At 62.4% G+C, this 17,524-nt stretch carries 18 protein-coding genes; 8 read left to right on the top strand and 10 right to left on the bottom strand.

Annotated elements, in window-relative coordinates; genetic code table 11:
• Positions 1-36: 36 nt before the first annotated feature.
• The 4 genes from BM083_RS08895 to BM083_RS08880 all read right to left on the bottom strand — a co-directional run bounded on the left by BM083_RS08895 (position 37) and on the right by BM083_RS08880 (position 3,632).
• Complete coding sequence (locus tag BM083_RS08895; RefSeq protein WP_089868669.1) at positions 37-1,047, bottom strand: metal ABC transporter permease; 1,011 nt, start codon at positions 1,045-1,047, stop codon at positions 37-39.
• Positions 1,044-1,826 (bottom strand): metal ABC transporter ATP-binding protein, encoded by a 783-nt coding sequence (locus BM083_RS08890; RefSeq protein WP_177197593.1) that lies wholly within the window; start codon positions 1,824-1,826, stop codon positions 1,044-1,046. Before BM083_RS08890 ends, BM083_RS08895 begins: the two co-directional genes overlap by 4 nt.
• Positions 1,823-2,908: a metal ABC transporter substrate-binding protein gene (locus tag BM083_RS08885; protein ID WP_089868665.1), complete on the bottom strand. Its 1,086-nt coding sequence runs from the start codon at positions 2,906-2,908 to the stop codon at positions 1,823-1,825. The genes BM083_RS08890 and BM083_RS08885 overlap by 4 nt, the downstream gene beginning before the upstream one ends.
• A 223-nt stretch (positions 2,909-3,131) precedes the next feature.
• Positions 3,132-3,632, bottom strand: coding sequence for a hypothetical protein (locus BM083_RS08880; RefSeq protein WP_089868662.1), 501 nt, complete (start codon positions 3,630-3,632; stop codon positions 3,132-3,134).
• A gap of 219 nt (positions 3,633-3,851) precedes the next feature.
• On the opposite strand from BM083_RS08880, the gene BM083_RS08875 reads away from it, so the two are divergent.
• From BM083_RS08875 to BM083_RS08855, 5 genes are all read left to right on the top strand, one after another.
• A complete protein-coding gene (locus tag BM083_RS08875) occupies positions 3,852-5,099 on the top strand; it encodes a sensor histidine kinase (protein ID WP_089868660.1) in 1,248 nt (415 codons plus the stop codon).
• A 15-nt stretch (positions 5,100-5,114) separates the two neighbouring features.
• Positions 5,115-5,888 carry a sugar phosphate isomerase/epimerase family protein gene (locus tag BM083_RS08870; protein ID WP_089868658.1) on the top strand — a complete coding sequence of 258 codons (774 nt, stop codon included), beginning with the start codon at positions 5,115-5,117 and terminating at the stop codon, positions 5,886-5,888.
• 66 nt (positions 5,889-5,954) lie between these two features.
• The gene (locus BM083_RS08865; protein ID WP_089868655.1) at positions 5,955-6,446 is read left to right on the top strand and encodes a hypothetical protein; all 492 of its coding nucleotides are present in this window, start codon (positions 5,955-5,957) and stop codon (positions 6,444-6,446) included.
• Positions 6,443-8,011: a sodium:solute symporter family transporter gene (locus BM083_RS08860; RefSeq protein WP_089868653.1), complete on the top strand. Its 1,569-nt coding sequence runs from the start codon at positions 6,443-6,445 to the stop codon at positions 8,009-8,011. Before BM083_RS08865 ends, BM083_RS08860 begins: the two co-directional genes overlap by 4 nt.
• Positions 8,011-8,457 (top strand): hypothetical protein, encoded by a 447-nt coding sequence (locus tag BM083_RS08855; RefSeq protein ID WP_089868651.1) that lies wholly within the window; start codon positions 8,011-8,013, stop codon positions 8,455-8,457. The genes BM083_RS08860 and BM083_RS08855 overlap by 1 nt, the downstream gene beginning before the upstream one ends.
• A 203-nt stretch (positions 8,458-8,660) precedes the next feature.
• Here the strand turns inward: BM083_RS08855 and BM083_RS08850 are convergent, their stop codons facing one another.
• The 3 genes from BM083_RS08850 to BM083_RS08840 form a co-directional block, all read right to left on the bottom strand.
• A complete protein-coding gene (locus BM083_RS08850; protein WP_089868648.1) occupies positions 8,661-9,467 on the bottom strand; it encodes a DUF1801 domain-containing protein in 807 nt (268 codons plus the stop codon).
• Between the two features lie 330 nt (positions 9,468-9,797).
• Positions 9,798-10,043, bottom strand: a complete 246-nt coding sequence (locus BM083_RS08845; protein ID WP_089868646.1) for a hypothetical protein — start codon at positions 10,041-10,043, stop codon at positions 9,798-9,800.
• A gap of 845 nt (positions 10,044-10,888) precedes the next feature.
• Positions 10,889-11,614 (bottom strand): helix-turn-helix domain-containing protein, encoded by a 726-nt coding sequence (locus BM083_RS08840; RefSeq protein WP_089868643.1) that lies wholly within the window; start codon positions 11,612-11,614, stop codon positions 10,889-10,891.
• Positions 11,615-11,716: 102 nt separating this feature from the next.
• On the opposite strand from BM083_RS08840, the gene BM083_RS08835 reads away from it, so the two are divergent.
• Together BM083_RS08835 and BM083_RS08830 are read left to right on the top strand one after the other, a co-directional pair.
• Positions 11,717-12,586 (top strand): SDR family NAD(P)-dependent oxidoreductase, encoded by an 870-nt coding sequence (locus BM083_RS08835; protein ID WP_089868641.1) that lies wholly within the window; start codon positions 11,717-11,719, stop codon positions 12,584-12,586.
• Between the two features lie 212 nt (positions 12,587-12,798).
• On the top strand, positions 12,799-13,191 hold the full coding sequence (locus BM083_RS08830; protein ID WP_089868639.1) for a cupin domain-containing protein: 393 nt from the start codon (positions 12,799-12,801) through the stop codon (positions 13,189-13,191).
• A gap of 90 nt (positions 13,192-13,281) precedes the next feature.
• Here BM083_RS08830 and BM083_RS08825 read toward each other — a convergent pair whose 3' ends face one another.
• The 3 genes from BM083_RS08825 to BM083_RS08815 form a co-directional block, all read right to left on the bottom strand.
• The gene (locus tag BM083_RS08825) at positions 13,282-14,727 is read right to left on the bottom strand and encodes a short-chain fatty acid transporter (RefSeq protein ID WP_089868637.1); all 1,446 of its coding nucleotides are present in this window, start codon (positions 14,725-14,727) and stop codon (positions 13,282-13,284) included.
• 217 nt (positions 14,728-14,944) lie between these two features.
• Positions 14,945-15,304 (bottom strand): DUF7344 domain-containing protein, encoded by a 360-nt coding sequence (locus BM083_RS08820; RefSeq protein WP_049893598.1) that lies wholly within the window; start codon positions 15,302-15,304, stop codon positions 14,945-14,947.
• A 156-nt stretch (positions 15,305-15,460) separates the two neighbouring features.
• On the bottom strand, positions 15,461-16,069 hold the full coding sequence (locus BM083_RS08815) for a DUF6663 family protein (protein WP_089870044.1): 609 nt from the start codon (positions 16,067-16,069) through the stop codon (positions 15,461-15,463).
• Between the two features lie 130 nt (positions 16,070-16,199).
• On the opposite strand from BM083_RS08815, the gene BM083_RS08810 reads away from it, so the two are divergent.
• Positions 16,200-17,504 carry a hemolysin family protein gene (locus BM083_RS08810; RefSeq protein WP_177197592.1) on the top strand — a complete coding sequence of 435 codons (1,305 nt, stop codon included), beginning with the start codon at positions 16,200-16,202 and terminating at the stop codon, positions 17,502-17,504.
• The last annotated feature ends 20 nt before the right edge of the window (positions 17,505-17,524 follow it).

The following is a 17,524-nucleotide window of genomic DNA, read 5'->3' as shown; positions in this document are numbered from 1 at the left end:
GCCGACTTCGGCGAGTTCGCCTTCGAAGGAGACATCTCAGTCAGAGTGCGTCTCGACGTCGTTGGTGCTGATACTACCCACGTCTGTCGGTGTATCGTCGCCGACTGCACGGACCGTCTTCCCTGCCACGACGGTGACGACGTAGATGGCCACTGCCACGAGGACGATGACGCCGCCCGCAGTCGCTTCACCGTAGTAGGCCACACCGATACCGAGCAGCACCGCGAGTTCGGCGAGGACGACGGAGACGAGCAACGATTCCGAGAAACTGCGCGACACCTGTGTCGCGCCCGCGACGGGGACGACCAGCATCGCGGCGACGAGGATGACGCCCATAATCTGCATCGCACCGACGACGACCAGTGCGGTCAACATCACCATGACCCGGTTGTACCAACTCACCGAGAGACCGGAGACGGCCGCCGCCGTCTCGTCGAACGTGACGTAGAGTAACTGGTTCCGGGTGAGTGCGACGGTGCCGACGATGACACCGAACAACACGAGCAGGATGGCCGCGTTCTCTGCCGAGACGGTCGAGAGGTTGCCGAACAAGAACTGGTTGATACCGACGGCGAGTCCACCGGCGTTGATGCTGATGAGCGTCGACCCGAGCGCGAACCCAGTAGAGAGGACGATGGCCATCGAGACGTCGTTGTAAGCGTCGGTCGCCTCGGAGATGACCTCGATGAGCAACGCCGCAATCATGGCGACGACGACGGCCGTCAGGTACGGCGAGACGCTCAACTCGAAGACGGCGTTGACGAACAGACCGACCGCGACTCCTGCAAAGGCGGTGTGCGCCAGTGCGTCACCGATGAGTGCGAGTTGCCGGTGGACGAGGAACGTCCCGATGAGTGGGGCCATCACGCCGATACAGAGACCGACGAGGATAGCCCGGTGCATGAACTGGTACTGGAGCAGTTCGAGTCCGGTCGCCCCGGCGAGCCAGAACATCACCTCCGACCAGAGACCGAGCAGCCAGTACAGCGGCGCGAAGACCGGGTCGAGCGGACTGCTCTGCAACGCGACAGCGAACGTCTGTGTCATTGGCGGTCACCGACGAACGTCGCCGCCGTCCCGAAGGCCCGAGCGAGTGCGTCGCTCTCGACGAACTCGGCCGTCGGGCCGTCGAAGTAGATTTCACGATTGAGACAGACGACGCGTTCGGCCTGTTCGGTGACGGCACTCAAGTCGTGTTCGATGAGGAGAATCGTGATACCGCCCTCGTTGAGCGTGTCGAGCAAGTCGTAGAACGCCTCGACGGACTCGGCGTCGACGCCGACGGTCGGTTCGTCGAGGACGAGGAGGTCCGCCTCACCGGCGAGCGCTCGGGCGATGAACGCCCGCTGTCGCTGGCCGCCGGAGAGTTGCGTCACGCGACGGTCCGCGAACCCCGCCATCCCCACCGTGTCGAGCGCCCGGTCGACGATTTCTCTGTCTTCGGCGGTGAGACGACCGAACCCGACGTGGGGGAACCGACCCATCTTCACGACTTCGCGGACGGTGATAGGCATCTCCTTCGAGGCGCTGGCGTGTTGGGCGACGTAACCCAGTCGAGCACCGTCGTCGAACCGATGAGACGGCTCACCGAACAGTCGAGCAGTCCCCTCGTCGGGCGTGAGCAGGCCGAGCATGAGTTTCATCAGTGTCGACTTCCCCGACCCGTTCGGGCCGACGATGGCGACGTACTCGCCGGGGTCGATGCGCAGTGAGATGTCCTCGACGACTGGCGTGGCGGTGTAGCCGAACACGACGTTCGAGAGGTCGACGACCGGGGTGGCCGCAGTCGCGTGGTGACCACTCGCCTCCTCCTCTGCGAGGCTCATTCGAAGTTCCTCCACTGCTCGTTCCACCCGTCGGGACCGACCTCGTCGGGTTGCTTGTTGCCGAGGACGACTTCGAAGGTAGGCATGTTGATGTTGTAGGCGATCTCCTCGTACCCCCAGTCGTTCTCGACCCAATCTTTCCGGACACCCGCGTAGGGCGTGACCGGGAAGTAGCCCTCGACGGACGTCTCCGCGAGGAGTTGTTTCGCCGGTTTTCGGGTCTCGAACACCCCTGCGCCGATGTAGCGGATGTCGTTCTCCTCGATAACCTCCTTCGCCTTCGTGATGTCGGAAGGCTTGATGTCACCGCTCGCCGCGAGGTTGAACACCAGCGGCCGCATCTCGACGCCGTACCGCGTCCCGATGTACTGGAAGGCGTTGTGTGCGGCCAGTTGGACGACGCTCTTCGACGCCTCGTCGAAGATAGACTGGTAGTCGCTATCGATTCGGTCGAGGACGTCCGATTTGTAGGTCGAGGCGTTCTCGCGGAACGTCGACTCGTGGTCGGGGGCCAGTTCGACGAGGCCCTCGGTGATGTTGTCGACTGACGTCTTCGCCCGCTGGGGGTCCAACCAGAAGTGGGGGTCTTTCCCGCGTCCTTGGCCGACACCTTCCTCGTCTCTGTCGAGACTGGCGGCGAGATTCACGAGTTCGACGCCCTCACGGACGTTGATGAGTTGCGTCCCCGCATCGTCGTCCTTCAGCGTCTGAATCGCACGGTCGGCCCACGGCTGGAAATCCTCGCCGACGTGGATGAACGCGTCCGCTTCGATGATGTCTTTCGTGACGCTGGCGTTCGGTTCCCACCCGTGGCCGTGGAGGCCGGTCGGGACGAGGTTCCGTATCTCGACGGGTGTGTCGCGGGCAATCTTCCGCGCGAAGTCGAAGAAGCTGAAGAACGACGCGACTGCGACGAGGCCGTCTCCGGACTCCTCTCCCTGTTCGCCGGTTCGCTGTGCTCCGTTCTCGCCACCGCTCGCGAGACAACCCGCCAGACCGGCCGTAAGGAGTCCGGAACCGGTGACGAGTGTCTGCCGTCGCGAGAAAGTGTCGTCGGTTGCTGGACGAGACGCATCGTTCATGTTCGTGAGTCCGTCTCTACCCAAAAGCAATAATGCTGTTGGTCTAATTTCTAAATTAGATACCTCTAACAATTGCTGAGACAGCTACCGAGCGCTGTAAACGGGCAGACGAAGGCGAGATTGTGTCAGTGACGGTGAGGAAGGTTCCAACGGAGAGAACAGCAGTCGCTCGTGTCTATCCGGAGCGCCAGGGGGAGAGAAACAGAACGTGAGACGATACCGCTCAGTTCTGTGGCTGCTTGTCGGTGACGGCTTCGAGCGTGAGCGTGTACTTCTCGACTTTCGCTGGGTCGACGTTCGGGAACTGCGTCGTGAGGTCGTAACTCTGGTCAGACTCGAACTCCCGGAGAACGTCGATGTCGTTGCCAGCGGCTATCTTGCTGTACCACACCTCACCGCGGAGGAGTAGGTTACCGTCGATGGCTGCAGCGTCGGCTACCGTAACAGACGCTTGGACGAGAAGCGTTCCGTCGTCGACGGACGCCTGGTGAGAGTCGACGGTGGCCGCACCGTCGAGGGTGTTCTCCACCTCGCCCTCTATCGCGCTCGGGTCGGCGGTGTCGCCGTCGGTCGAGGTAGTGCTCGAACCGGCGTTCGAGGAACTGTTGTTCGTCGCGCTGTCGCCACCGCTGTTACTGTCCTCCTCACTAGAACTGTCACCGGCGAGTCCGGAACACCCCGCGAGAGCGACGGTGCCACTTGTTGCAAGTCCGATACGAGTCAAAAACGTACGTCGAGTCGAAGTCATAAATCGGGATGCCTCTGAACTGACTGTCGGTCGGAACGACCAGTCGGTGGGATGGACGGCAAACGTCGATAAGTGTCTTCGGGCCGTTGTCTGACGCGTGTCTGTGGGTTCGGGTCGCACATCGACCGCGAGTGATACGTGTTGTGCGACGACACGACAGAGCAGTTATATCACTCGACGTCCTTCTTTTGCATAATGTCCAGGTGGATGAGAATTCGGTCGCAGATGACCGGGGCGTTAGTCATCGTCTCGGTCGGACTCCTCTTGCGAACCGTCGGCGTCGCCCACCTCTACCAGTTCGCACTGAACCCGTTTCGAACGTTCGAGACGTCGCTCGTCGAGTTGGTCTCGCTGACCGGGTGGGCGTCGGCCATCGTCATCGCGGGCTACTGGTTCAGTCGGCGCGGACTCCGTCCCGACCAACTGTGGCGTATCGCCACCTGGTGTCTCGTGACGATGGGGCTCATGACCGCGTTCGTCGGCTACATCCTCGTCGACGTGTCGCTCGGTGGCGGGTGGCTCCCCGACCCGAGATTCACGCTCTTGCTCGGCGCGAACGTCGGCGCTGGCGTCGGCATCGCCCTCGGGTGGCAACGCGTCCGCGCCATCGAGACGGCCAAGCGCCGCGAGCGTCGAGAGACCCAGACCGAACTGCTGGAACGACAGACGCGCGTCCTCTCGCATCTCAACCGCCACCTGCGCCACCACGTCCTCGACACCGTCACCGTCGTCGACGGCTACACCGACCTCCTCTCTCCACACATCGACGACGATGGGCGACGCTACCTCACCCCCATCCGCGAGCGAAACGCTCGAACCGTCGACCTGCTGGCGAACGTGGACGCACTCGTCGACGCACTCGGCACGCCGGCGTCGCTCGTGACTCGAGACCTGTCGCTCGTCCTCCACGCCGAAGTAAGTGCGGCGAGACAGGCGCACCCCCAGGCCACCTTCGACGTCGACGTTCCCACGGGCGTCGTCGTCCGGGCCGACGACCTGCTCGATATCGTCGTCGCCAACCTCGTGCAGAACGCCCTCGTCCACAACGGGAGCGACCATCCACACGTCTCCGTCCGTCTCGACGACGACGACACGCGCGTTCGCTTGACCGTCACCGACGACGGGCCGGGCATCCCGCAGTCGGTGCGAGAGACGTTCGGTCACGTCGACGGCGTCCCCGAGACGACAGACGACACGGGACTCGGCCTGTATCTCGCCAGCGTCGTCGCCCAACGCTACGGGTCGGAACTCACCTTCAGCGCGGAAGACGACGGAGGCGCCGCGGTCGGCTTTACTCTCCAACGCGTCGCTCCCGCTCCGTGGACGACGACCCCGAGTACGCAACTGATGGACCGACCGCAACCCACCGCGGGCGAGTCTCGGCGACGACCCGCCGAAGACGACGAGGCGGACAGCGCTATCTCCTCGCCGCTCCAACGGTGAGAACGGTGAACGACAGTGCACTACGGCGCATCACTGGACCTCCGGTTCGACGAATCGGTCGAGGAGTTCGTCGAGTTTCTCGACACGCAAGGCCTCTCGCACGTCGAGATTCGACGTGGCTATCTCGACGTCGCCGCTGACGCCCCCACGCCAGCAACCCTCCGCGATATCGCCGAGTCCTACGACGTGACGTACACGTTCCACGCCCCCCACGTCGACAGCAACCTCGGGAACCTCAACGAGGCGCTTCGGAGAGGAACTGTCGCGTCCGTCGTCGAGACGCTGGACGACGCGGCTCTCGCGGGTGCAGGTGCCGTCGTCGTCCACGGCGGCGACGTCCCGAAACGCTACCCCGACCGAGCACAGGTCCACTCCCGCGAGCAGGCCGTTCGCTCCCTTCGCGAGTGTGCGCACCACGCCGACGACGTGGGCGTCCCGCTCTGTCTCGAGAATCAGCGCGAACGCGCGTCCCGACGGCGGCACACGGCCACCCCGGACCGACTCGCCGCCCTCGTCGACGACGTCGGTGTCGACTCGCCCTACTTCGGTATCACGCTCGACGTCGGCCACGCGAAGGCGACGGGGTTCGACTACCGCGAACTCGTCGACCGGTTCGGCGACCGAATCGTCGTCGCCCACCTCCACGACAACGACGGCACCGGCGACGACCACGATCCGCTACCGTCGTTCAGGGCAGTCGCGAGTGAAATAGGGGCCGAGTACAACGTCTTGGAGATGAAGTCGCTGGGGGACATCGAGCGGTGCGTTCGAGGAGCAACGTTCGACTGACTCGGGTCTGCTGTTTACATATCAACCCGCCGTTTTTCGCCGCTAGGTTCCCTGTTCACAGTAGGCATGGTGGAAACACACGACAGACGGAACACACTGATGGGCATCCTCGCCTTGCTCGCCGCGGCACTGCTCGTCGCCGCGGCGGTACGGGCGTACCGCGTCTTCTCGTATCTGGCGATTGGGTTGCTCGTCGGGAGTATCGGCGTCGCGTCTATCGAACGGAACAGGAGCGAACTGAGCGTCGCACCGTACAACGGACTGGTCGTCGGGTGGGCGGCCGTGTTCGTCGCCGGGTTCACCGGCATCTGGCTGCTGTGGAGCCCTTCGGTCACCTCCTACAGCTACGTGTTGGGACTGCCGACGCCGACGCTCGTCTACGTCGTCTGTATCTGGTTACTCCCGATTCTCGGGGCGTTCTACTACGCGTTCGTCTTCCCCGAAATCGGTGACGACGACGTCGTCGACGACATCATGGACGACGCGCGCGAGGCACAACGTGACCGGAATCTGCCGCTCGCGCCTCGCGTCGGCACCGACGGAGGTGAAGACGAATGAGTCCACTGTCACTGCCACTGCAGGCGATTCCCATCGCCGACAGTCCGTTCGTCCTCCTCTTCGGTGGCCTGTACATGCTCCTCGTCCTCGGCATCGGCGTCTGGGGGTACATGCAGACCGAGAGTACGAGCGACTTCCTCATCACGGGCAAGAGCATCGGGACGTGGGTGCTGGCGCTCACGGCGTTCTCGGTGGTACAGTCCGGGTTCGGCTTCGTCGGCGGCCCCGAACTCGTCTACTCGTTCGGGACGACGGCGCTGTGGATCTTCTTCACCGCACCGCTCGGCTTCGTCGTGACGTGGGTCCTGCTCGCGAAGCGGATGCGCATCCTCGCGGACATCCGCAACGTGATGACACTCGCCGACGGGATGTACGTCCGGTACGAGAGCGACGCGGTGCGCGGACTCACGGGCGTCGCCGTCGTCGTCGGCGTCGTCGCCTACCTCGCGACGAATCTCGCGGCCTTGCAGTACGTGATGCGGGCCATCTTCGGCCTCCCGGTGTTCTGGGGACTCATCATCGGCGCGACCATTCTGTTGCTCTACTGCATGCTCGGCGGGATGATTGCGGGCGTCTGGACCGACTTCGTGCAGGCCATCACGATGATTGTCGGGTCCATCCTCGTGTTCGCCTTCGCGCTCGGGTTCGGCGGCGGGATGGAGAACATCTCGCGGAACCTCGCCACCGCCGACCCAGCGCTCATCTCGCCGTTCGGCGCACTCGGCGAACCGGTCGCCGCCGTCTTCGTCGGCCTCGGGTGGTGGATTCTGTTCTCGCTCGGCGCGGCGGGCCAACCCCACCTCATCACGAAGTTCTACATGTCGAAGAACCTCAAGATACTCCGCTGGGGCGCACCGATTGCGGCAGTGACCTACGCAATCTCCAGCCTCCTCGCCTTCTCGACCGGCCTGTCGATGCGTGCGATGGTCGAAGCGGGCCAGACGGCCGCGCCGAGGACTGCCTCTATCGTCGGGCCAGTGTTCGTCCTCGAACACACCCCCGGTGTCGTCGCGGGTCTCATCCTCGCCGCTCTGCTCGCGGCCATCATGAGCACCTCGGACTCCTTCCTCAACATCGGCGCGGCGGCCGTCTCCCGCGACATCCCGCGCGCCCTCGGCCGTCCCATCGAGGACGACAAGACCGAACTCCGCGTGACGCAGGGCGCACTCGCTGGGTTGACCGTCATGTCGACGCTCATCGTCTTCTACTCGGAGACGCTCGTCGGCATCCTCGGCACCATCGGGTGGGGCTTCTTCGCCGCCGCCTTCGTCGCCATCGCGGCACTCGGCCTCAACTGGAAGGGAGCGACCGCAGAGGGTGCAATCGCCGCCATCGTCGGCGGACTCGCCATCAACTTGTTCTACAGCGCTGTCCCGCGTATCGCCGACGCCGCTGGCTTCACGGGTATCGCCGAAACCGTCACCGGACTCTACCCGTTCACCTCCGGGTTCCCGGTCGGAACGGTCGCACTGCTCGTCACCATCGTCCTCTTCGTCGGCGTCTCGCTGGCGACACAGGAAGGTAGTACCGTGCCGAAAGATATCGCGATACTCCTCGAACGTTGATGGCCGAAACGCGACTCGCTCACTTCACGCAGTGGTTCCGCCAGCGACCGACCTCCCTGGAGTTCTGGGAGGTGGTCGTCACCGACGAGCGACTCGTCTGGTGTTTCGTGGGCGAGTCGTTCTCGTCGCTCCTCCTCCGCGCCGACGTCGGCGAGACAGGACGACGCGAAATCGAAAACCGAGCGACCGACGAGTTGCTCACGCTGAACGAGGAGAACTTCGCCGTCCCGCTGGCCGACGTTCGTCGAATCGACCTCGACGAAGGGTCCCGGTTCCGACGGGCGTCGCTGACGATAGCGTGGGAAGACGATGGTGGAGTAGAGGAGTGGAAACTCTCGAACACGAGCGACGGCGACAGCCAGCGCGACGTCGTCGAGTCGCTGGCGGCCGACGAGCGGTTGGCGCACGTCGATAGTTCGGTGGCTGCGCGTCGTCGGTTGTTCTGACTTCCGGTACGGCGTCGCTGAGAAGACGACTTCGGTCACTTTCGTTCGTCGGGCTGAGCACCGCGCGTACGGCGGCTGACAGCTCTCGGTCCGGAGGGGAGGTTCTCGGGATGCCGACTGTCAGGGAGTCGTTGCTTTGGGCTTGTCCCGGTAGGTAGCGGGTCGATTTGCGGGTTACTGCCACCACACGGGTGCGTCTCTCTTCACCAGCCCATCCCCGGGTCGGTGGCGGCTTGCCGTATCCAGGAGGCGACCTGCTCCTCGTCCATCGTGTCTGTCTCCTTCAGGTCTAAGGCCTGTCTCTCCGGACCCGTCCCGCTGGGTGGAACCGGTTCGAGGTACGTCTCACAGACGAACGACAGTTTCACGTGTTTCGAAAACGCGCTGAACGCCGCGAACCATCCTTCCGCTTCGATGCCGTAGAACGGCTGGTGGTACTTCACGGCGCGGCGCACGTTCGGCACGGCGTGCTGAACGACATCGTCGAATCGTGCAGCAACCTCGCGTTTCCAACCCGGCAGCGCCGCGATGTACGCTCTCACCGCCGCCGACCCATCGGTAGTATCGTTCCTCCGCGCCGCCTGGTACCGTTTTTGCCGTTCTTCCCACTCCTGCTGCGTCGGAACCTGCTCCGGCAGTTCGATTTCTCCGAACGCTTCGTCGACGACGGCTTCCTGTCCCTCTCGGCCCGAGATGGCGTTCACGACCAGAATCGGCTCCGAGTCATCGAGTTCAGAGAACAGGTCGAACTCCACCCGTAGTGTCGCTCCTCGCCAGTGGCGGGCGAAGCCCACCCAACCGTCGGGATGGTCGTCCCGAGTGTCCTCCGCGACCCAGAACAGGTCTATCAGGGCCGGAACGACGTCGGCGCCCCATTGAAGTCCCTTCTCCAGGTCTGTGAACCGAACTCCCTCGTCGTGGTCGGCCCGGTAGTAGGGTGCTCTGATCGCCCGGTTCGCCATCACGAGTTCGGAGACTTGCTGGGTCGAGAGTGGGCTGGCTACGCTCATACTCAGGCAGTATAACGTCGTATGAACTCATCAGCATTTCCGCGGTTCGGGGACGCCGAGTTCGGTCACCGCTGATAGTTCCTTGGGAGACACACGCACCCGCTTGCTTTGGAACTAGAGCGAAATTCACGACGACGACACACGAACCGTCCGCGGCTTTTGTACGCTGCTCCGGGTATGAAAAACTCAGGTGGTGGATATCGTCGTCTGTTCGACGCACTACTTCTGACAGCGTTCGGTGAGGTGTCTACGGTCGTGTCGAACTCAGTGTGAATCGGCCAGCGTGAATCTGCCAACCGACGACGAATCGAACCTGTGGTCTCTGGAGTTCTACTTCTCGGCGTCCGAGGAGTCGAGTCCGTAGTCTTCTGAGTCGTACTCGTCAGTTACTGACAGAGCGAGTAGTGCTGCGAACAGAGCGAGGGAAATATAGAATAGGTCTAACTGAAGTGGGCCGAGATGGACGAAGTCGGTTCCTGGTGTAGCGAACACGACTGTTGCTGCTATGCCAGCGATTCCGAGAACCACATAGTGATAGTGGTAGATCTTAGTGTGTAGTCGGAACCATTTCGCCATATCTACTCGAGAGAGACTGTGGATAAGACGTCTTTGGCGTCTAGTTTTTACTCTCTTTTTAACGGCTGGTTCAGTAGATAAGTGCTGAAACGAACCAGCCAGTCATGCTGCATACATTCTCTCTATTTAGCACGCCGTTTACGGCAGATTTCGGAGAGGTTTCTGTGCCGTGCTGAATACAGAGCGCAAGTCGGTCAAACTGCCCTTTGTCTCTGCGGAAGCTATTTTCCAATCCTAGAGTGATTGTACAGTATGAATTGGTCTCGCGTTCTTCAGGGATTCGGTGGTCTCAGTCTCTTTCTCGGTTGTATCGCAGTCTGGTACGCATTTCAGCGTCAGATGTGTTCTGGAGGTGGAGAATGTGCTCCGAATATCGTGTATCTCATTCCTGGGGTTCTTGCTGTTCTTCTTGGGGTCAGTTTAGCTGTGCTTGCCCATCGACGCAGTCCGGCGAAGAAGGCGATTCAATCCTGAGAGATTCACTCTCTGAGTGTTGCACGCCGGTTCTGACAGCGTCCGGGGAGGTTTCTGTGGCCGTGCTGAATACAGCGCGCATATCTTGCAGCAAAAGCTCTGCCTCAGGTGTTAATACGACAGAGAGGGACTAGGAATTATGGGTAATATAGACGCAACGCATCCACTCATATTTTTCTTCGTTATACTCGCGAGTTTGATTACTGGCTTGCTTTTGGGCGGTCTGTTTGGCGCTGCGATTACCACAGTTCTTGGTCTTATGATTTACGCGATTACTGCTTCCGAAGCTGAGAGAGAAGTTGCTGAATAGACTCTCTATATTCAGCACGCCGTTTCTGACAAACTCTGTGTAGGTTCCAGAGACCCGCCGGTCACTCACGCTCGGACCGCGCCGTCTCGTCGAGACTTGACATCGCGGCGACGACGCGCTCTAACACCTTCTGTTCGCTCCGCCGCAAGTTCTTCGAGGCGGCCGTCTTCGAGACGCCGAACTCGTCGGCGAGTGTCCCGAGCGTCGCGTCTCGGGGCGTCTGGAAGTAGCCGCCGTCGACGGCGCGTTCGAGCGTGTCGCGTTCGACGTCCGAGAGCGCCCGACAGCCGTCGAGGAGTTCCTTCGCAGGGTCGACGTTCTGGACGATGTCGAGATAGTCGTCGAGCGTGGTCGACGTTCTGGCCTCGATAGAGAAGTCGTTCTCTCGTTCGAGGTCCGAGAGTGCATCGTCGGCCGCGTCGCTCGTGTCGAAGCCGACGTTCCACAGTTCGCTGCCCTCGCGGATGCGGAACGGGCCGGTGATGTAGCCGTCGTTCTCGCGGATGACCTTCATCGCGTTCGTCTGGTCGATGAAGGACTTGATGACCGCCGACTCCCCCTGCCGAGAGAGCAGGTCGAACTCGCGCATCCCCGCCTGCTCTCGAAGCGCACCGAGACCGTTCGTCAGCGACCCTCGGTCCTCTCCCTTCACGAGGATACGCGTCTCCAAGGCCTCGCGGGCGGCGTTGAAGTCCCAGTGCATGGTGTAGAAAGAGACGTCGACGTCGTCGGTGACAGTGATGTACGGACAGTCGTACTGCACCATATCCATCGTCAGAGAGATCATGACCACCTCCGACTCTCGTGTCCTTCCTCATTAATCGTGTGGCAGGTCGTTCCTTCACATATCAACCCGCTGCTTTTCCACGATTCGGACCCTCTCTGCGGTATGTCCGAGGAAGCCGAGAGCGACCACCTCGCTGCACCGACGTTCGACCCCGACGACGTCCTCCACGTCGACGACGACCACTTCAGCGCCGACAGCGTCGCTATCGTCACGGGCGGCGGGTCCGGTATCGGCCGTGCGACGGCGCTCGCACTGGCCGCCAACGGACTCACCGTCGTCGCCACCGACGTCGACGACGACGGCCTCGTCGAGACGGCCGAGCAAGCGAGCGACCACGACCTGGCAGGCACCGTCGAGACGGTCACTGCCGACCTGACCGACGACGCTGAAGTCGAGGACATCGTCGAGTCTGCAGCCACGTTCGGCGAGGTTCGGTATCTCGCGAACATCGCCGGACTACAGCATATCGACCCCATCGACGAGTTCCCGATGGAGCAGTACGACCTGATGCACGACGTGATGCTTCGGGCACCGCTCAAACTCTCGCAACTCGTGATGCCGCACGTCCGCGACACGGACGACGGCGTCGGTGCCATCGGCAACATGGCGTCGGTCCACGGCCACTACGTCACCTCCGACAAAGTCGCCTACAACGTCTCGAAGTTCGGTCTGCGGGGGCTCACCCAGTCCATCGCCGCCGAAGGCGACGGGAGGCTTCGGGCGTTCTCTATCAGTACGGGCTACGTGAAGACGCCGCTCGTCACGAACCAGATTCCCGACACCGCCGAACAGCGCGGCATCTCCGTCGATGAAGTCGTCGAAGACGTGATGCTCGGCCAGTCGCGGACGAAAGAGATGATGACACCGGTGGACGTCGCCAACCTGTTCGTCTTCGGTTTCTCGAAGCACGCGAAGCATCTGAACGGCGGCGACCTGACGTTCGACGGTGGGATGACGTTCACCTACGAGTGAGCGGAGACGAAAGACGAACCGAGAGACGTGCCGACTCGTGCGTACTGCTCAGTGTTCACCGCGGGCAGACAACGCGCTACGTTCGACAGTCGGGATGTGGAGTGACAAGAGGTAACACGGTAGCGGTCGAAGTACACTGGAAGCACTCCGAGAGGAGCGACGTAGTCGAGCGTGCCGTGTCCAGTCGCGTGCTTCACACGGAGAGGAGACCGATGAAGATTGCAACACACGATATTCCGACCAAAATCGACAGCCCGAACGCCGTGGCTCGGCATCAGCCAGACTTCGGCGACGCGACGGGGTACGGAAACATCGCTGCAGAACACTTTACGATGGAGAGAGGAACCGACCTTGCCGGACTTCTCGAAGGACTGGAAGACGATCTCTGCCAGTCGCCGCACTGGGGATACGTGGTGAGCGGTGAGTTGACCGTCACCTACACCGACGGCACCGAAGAGACCGACGAAGGTGGCGACATGTTCTACTGGCCACCGGGTCACACGGTACGAGCAGACGAGAAGTCCGACTTCGTTCTCTTCAGTCCGCAACACGAACACGGTCAGGTTCTCGACCACGTAGAACAGAAGATGGCGGAGAGTCCCTGAGTCACCGTCTCCGTCCCATATTTCGGTCCGGTCGGTCGACCAGTTCCGGGCGAAGCAGTTCTGTAGTCTGTCGGGGGAGTTCGGTGAACGCTACATCGGCAGGAACGTCACGGCGACGAGGACGAGACCACCGACACCGAACAGCACTAACACGCAGTAGCCCATGATGTCGCGGACGGAGAGCCCACTGATCGCCAGCAGTGGAATCGCCCAGAACGGCTGAATCATGTTCGTCCACGCGTCGCCCCACGCCGCGGCCATGGCCACCCGGGGGACACTCGTCCCACTGGCTTTCGCCGCCGTCACGAGCGTCTCGCCGATGACGGCCCACTCGCCGCCGCCGCTGGGAACGAAGAAGTTGACGATACCCGCGGTGAGGAAGGCGATAGCGGGGAGGAAGAAGCCTTCCGGAGAGAGTTGGACCATCCCCTGTGCAATCTGCGTCGCGAGACTCGTCGACCCCTCGGGCGCGTAGGCCATGATGCCCATGATGCCCGCGTAGAACGGGAACTGAAGAATGATACCCCAGACGTTCTCGACGGCCTCTTTGACGACGTCGATGTAAGCCGCTGCCGACCCGTGGAGCAGGAGTCCCAAGAAGAGGAAGCCGAAGTTGACGATGTTCAGGTTGAGGTTGTTCCACGGCATGACGCCGTTCTGGATGCCGTCGAAGAAGTACAGACCGACGGCGAGCAGTCCGGAGAGACCGACGACGAGCACGAGCGTCGTCGACTGCTCGATACGGTCTGCGACCGAGAGGTCACCGGACGAAGAGACGTTTTTCGTCGCCGTCTCGCCGCCGTCGGCGACAGTCGCCGTCTCGAACTGTGCGGGGTCGATTGGCGTCTTCTTGTCCTCGCGTTCGGGGTACATCAGCGCGAACAACGCGGGGAGAAAGAGGAACGCGACGACTGCAAAGAGCACGAGGTTCATCGGCGTAAAGATGGTCGCGGCAGTGCCGATAGTCGAGTCGAGGACGCCCGCTTCGAGCAGGAAGTTCCCGTTCGAGGCGTCGGAGTTCAAGACGAGCGGAATCGACCCGGCGAGACCACCGTGCCAGACGACGAACCCGGCGTACGCGCCGGCGACGACGATGGGGAAGTCGATGCCTTCGATCTCTTGGGCGACCTTTCGGGCGAAGATACCGCCGACGACGAGACCGAGGCCCCAGTGGACGAACGAAGCAGTCGCGGCGACGACGGGGACGAGCGCTGCGGCGCTCCGCTCACTCGACGGAATCGTCGCCAACCGAGCCAAGAGTGCGTCGACGGCGCTCGTCTGTGCCAGCGCGTATCCCGTCATCAGGATGAGCGTCATCTGCATCGCAAAGGAGAGCAAGTTCCAGAACCCACCGTACCAGCCAGCCGTGAGGATGGTTCGAGCGTGTGTGAACATCGACGCCTGTGGTTCGACGAAGACGAGCGCCATCCCGTAGGCGACGAACGTCAACAGGACCGCAAACAGGAACGCCTCGGGCAGGAAGCGCTCCACGATGCGAGAACTGCCCTCTGCCATCCGACGGACGACGTTTGCCATGTGTGGACGTAGGTGTCTGATAATCCGTTATAAACGTGGGGGCTCTGCCGTCGGTGGATATCGACTGACCGAGGTTCCTCGATGGTGGGAGACAAAACCGAGTTCCGAGAGACAGCGATACCACTGGTGACGACACACGACCCGTGGTCGAACGGGCGAGCGAGGGAGCGCGTCGTCACTCAGTGGTGTAGAGAGCCAGAGGAGGGAGGGTGCGGTGTTATGCGAGTGCCTCGAATGCAGCGGTGTTTCGGGTCACACGGACGCCGTCGGTTCGGTCGACGGAGACGATGCTGGCGTCGGCCAGTTTCGGCAGGTGCGTGTGGTGCAGCGAGACGAGAACGCGCTCGTAGCGGTCTTCGGGGACCTCGTCGCTGTCGGTTCCGAACTCGGTGGCGGCGACGGCGGTGGCCAGTTCGTCCAACTCGACTGCAGAGTCGCGGCTACGGAGGTACTTCAGGACGGCGCGACAGCGGGCGTTCGCGAACACGTCGCTGACGGTGTCGGCGGGGATGTCGGCGTCGGTGTCGTCCTCGGTCGTTGCGATGGTGAACGTGCTGCTTCGGTCTTCAACGCTCATACTTTGTGCCATACGCGCAGTCGGTATAGCGCGTTTGCCAAAACAGATAGGTGAATATTCGGGAACAGCCTACTTTCGGCCCTAGACGACTGAATACATGCGATTAGAAAACTCGTTTAAGTACTCTACCGACCCGAGCATCACGTCGACCGGGCGTCACTCGCGCGGGCAGTCGTAGGTGTCACGAACCGTGTTCGCGAGGACACCGTCCGCTCGGAAGACGATGTAGACCAACACGAACGGTTCGTCGGCGGGTCGCATCACGAACACCTCGCGCGGGTCGTCGTCGTCGCGGTTCTCGTTCACCCGTTGGAGGAGCGGTTCGATGGGACGGACGCCGCTGCGAAACTCCTCGAACAGGTCGCGCGCACCGGCCTGCTTCGCGAAGACGTAGAGCACGCCGTTGGGCGCACCGTCCGTGTCGTAGGTGACACGGGAGTTCATCCCCTCGTTCTCGGCTTCGGCGGTCTGCCACGTCTCGCGGGCGGCCTCGAAGACGCCGGTGACGCCGTCGACGAACTCCAGTCGGGTCTCTCGTTCGACGTCGAGCGAGGCGAATCGCGGCGTCCCGTCCTCTGTCCACGTGAGCGTCGCCTCGACGACGAACCCGGGGCGGAGTCGGTCGACGGCGTCGGCCAGTGCGTCGTCGTACCCCTGTGTCTCGACGTACGTCGGGTCGAAAGAGTCTAGGTCGATGAGCAGGAGTTCCGGTCGCTCGCGGGGACTGTCGAGGACGCGGAACCGGCCGCTCGTCGTCAGTTCCATGGGATGCGATACCGACTGCGGCCGCTTAAGCCGGGCGGTCCGCTCCTCGGTAGTGAAGGGCCACGTATCAGTGAAGGAGAATCACGGTTCGGTGGCAAGGAACTATGTCTCGCTCTCCGAATGGTGTGATATGGTGCAGGTCTTCGACGTGACGACGATAGTCGGCGTCGCTGCGGTTGCGGCACTGCTCGTGTGCAGTGCCTTCTTCTCCGGAAGCGAAATCGCCGTGTTCTCACTAGAGCGCCACCGCCTCAGTGCGCTCTTGCAGCGCGAGACGGAGAGTCGTGTCGCCCCGTTGCGACGCCTCCGTGACGACCCTCACCGACTCCTCGTCACCATCCTCGTCGGCAACACCATCGTCAACGTGGCGATGGCCAGTATCGCGACGGCAGTCATCGCTCGTCTCTTCGACCCGACCACGGGGGCCATCGTCTCGACGATCGTCATGAGCGGTCTCATCCTCCTCTTCGGCGAAATCTCGCCCAAATCGTACGGCGTCGCCAACGCCGAGTCGTTGGCGCTGTCGACGGCGCGGCCGCTCGAACTCGTCCAGAAGGCGCTCTACCCGGTCGTGGTCTTCTTCGACGTCGCCTCTCGCGGTATCAACCGAATCACGGGCGGCGGACAGGATATCGAACGCCCCTACGTCACCCGCGAAGAGATAGAGGCGCTGCTCACGACGGGCGAGCGCGTCGGCGTCATCGACGAAGTGGAACGCGACATGGTGCAAGGCGTCTTCGACCTCAGTTCGACGACGGCCCGCGAGGTGATGGTTCCCCGCGTAAACGTCGTCGGCGTCGACGTGGAGACGCCGCTGGAGGAGGTCCTCGAAGTCTGTTCGACGAACCGACTCACGAGGCTCCCCGTCTACGAGGGGACGCTCGAACGGATGGTCGGCATCGCCGACATCCGCGACGTCGAACGCGCCGCCCGCGAGGGTGGCCACCTCCGAGAGGCGCTCTTGCCGACGTTACAGGTCCCGGACAGCCGAGAAATCGACAGCCTTCTCACCGAGATGCAGGACAAGCGAGTCCCGATGGTCATCGTCCTCGACGAGTTCGGCGAGATGGAGGGCATCATCACCATCGAAGATATCTTGGAGGAGATCGTCGGCGAAATCTTCGAAGTCGGCGAAGAGCGGTTCATCCGGCCCACGGCGAGAGGGTTACTCGTGAAAGGCGAAGTCACCGTCGGCGAGGTCAACGACTTCCTCGGCGTCGAACTCCCGCTCGAAGGCGACTTCGAGACGGTGGCCGGTCTCATCAACACCGAACTGGGCCGTATCGGTGACGTCGGCGACACCGTCGAAGTCGCGAGCGTCTCGCTCACCGTCGACAGTATCGACGGCAACCGCATCAGTCGCGTTCGAGTCGAGCAAGTGGCGGACGAGAACAGCGGAGAAGACGAAGAACTGCCGGGGACCGGAACGGAGTAGCATCGTCACGCTCGGTCGAA

Source organism: Halogranum rubrum, assembly GCF_900114455.1.
Classification (GTDB): Archaea; Halobacteriota; Halobacteria; order Halobacteriales; family Haloferacaceae; genus Halogranum; species Halogranum rubrum.
The sequence above is the reverse complement of the archived record's forward strand: the minus strand, read 5'-3'. Positions and strand labels throughout refer to the sequence as shown.

Bases quoted from the DNA above. Each gene is read 5' to 3' on its own strand.
- BM083_RS08895 (WP_089868669.1), bottom strand. From the start codon at position 1,047: ATGACACAGACGTTCGCTGTCGCGTTGCAGAGCAGTCCGCTCGACCCG.
- BM083_RS08890 (WP_177197593.1), bottom strand. From the start codon at position 1,826: ATGAGCCTCGCAGAGGAGGAGGCGAGTGGTCACCACGCGACTGCGGCC.
- BM083_RS08885 (WP_089868665.1), bottom strand. From the start codon at position 2,908: ATGAACGATGCGTCTCGTCCAGCAACCGACGACACTTTCTCGCGACGG.
- BM083_RS08875 (WP_089868660.1), top strand. From the start codon at position 3,852: ATGTCCAGGTGGATGAGAATTCGGTCGCAGATGACCGGGGCGTTAGTC.
- BM083_RS08865 (WP_089868655.1), top strand. From the start codon at position 5,955: ATGGTGGAAACACACGACAGACGGAACACACTGATGGGCATCCTCGCC.
- BM083_RS08860 (WP_089868653.1), top strand. From the start codon at position 6,443: ATGAGTCCACTGTCACTGCCACTGCAGGCGATTCCCATCGCCGACAGT.
- BM083_RS08855 (WP_089868651.1), top strand. From the start codon at position 8,011: ATGGCCGAAACGCGACTCGCTCACTTCACGCAGTGGTTCCGCCAGCGA.
- BM083_RS08850 (WP_089868648.1), bottom strand. From the start codon at position 9,467: ATGAGCGTAGCCAGCCCACTCTCGACCCAGCAAGTCTCCGAACTCGTG.
- BM083_RS08845 (WP_089868646.1), bottom strand. From the start codon at position 10,043: ATGGCGAAATGGTTCCGACTACACACTAAGATCTACCACTATCACTAT.
- BM083_RS08840 (WP_089868643.1), bottom strand. From the start codon at position 11,614: ATGATCTCTCTGACGATGGATATGGTGCAGTACGACTGTCCGTACATC.
- BM083_RS08835 (WP_089868641.1), top strand. From the start codon at position 11,717: ATGTCCGAGGAAGCCGAGAGCGACCACCTCGCTGCACCGACGTTCGAC.
- BM083_RS08830 (WP_089868639.1), top strand. From the start codon at position 12,799: ATGAAGATTGCAACACACGATATTCCGACCAAAATCGACAGCCCGAAC.
- BM083_RS08825 (WP_089868637.1), bottom strand. From the start codon at position 14,727: ATGGCAAACGTCGTCCGTCGGATGGCAGAGGGCAGTTCTCGCATCGTG.
- BM083_RS08820 (WP_049893598.1), bottom strand. From the start codon at position 15,304: ATGAGCGTTGAAGACCGAAGCAGCACGTTCACCATCGCAACGACCGAG.
- BM083_RS08815 (WP_089870044.1), bottom strand. From the start codon at position 16,069: ATGGAACTGACGACGAGCGGCCGGTTCCGCGTCCTCGACAGTCCCCGC.
- BM083_RS08810 (WP_177197592.1), top strand. From the start codon at position 16,200: ATGGTGCAGGTCTTCGACGTGACGACGATAGTCGGCGTCGCTGCGGTT.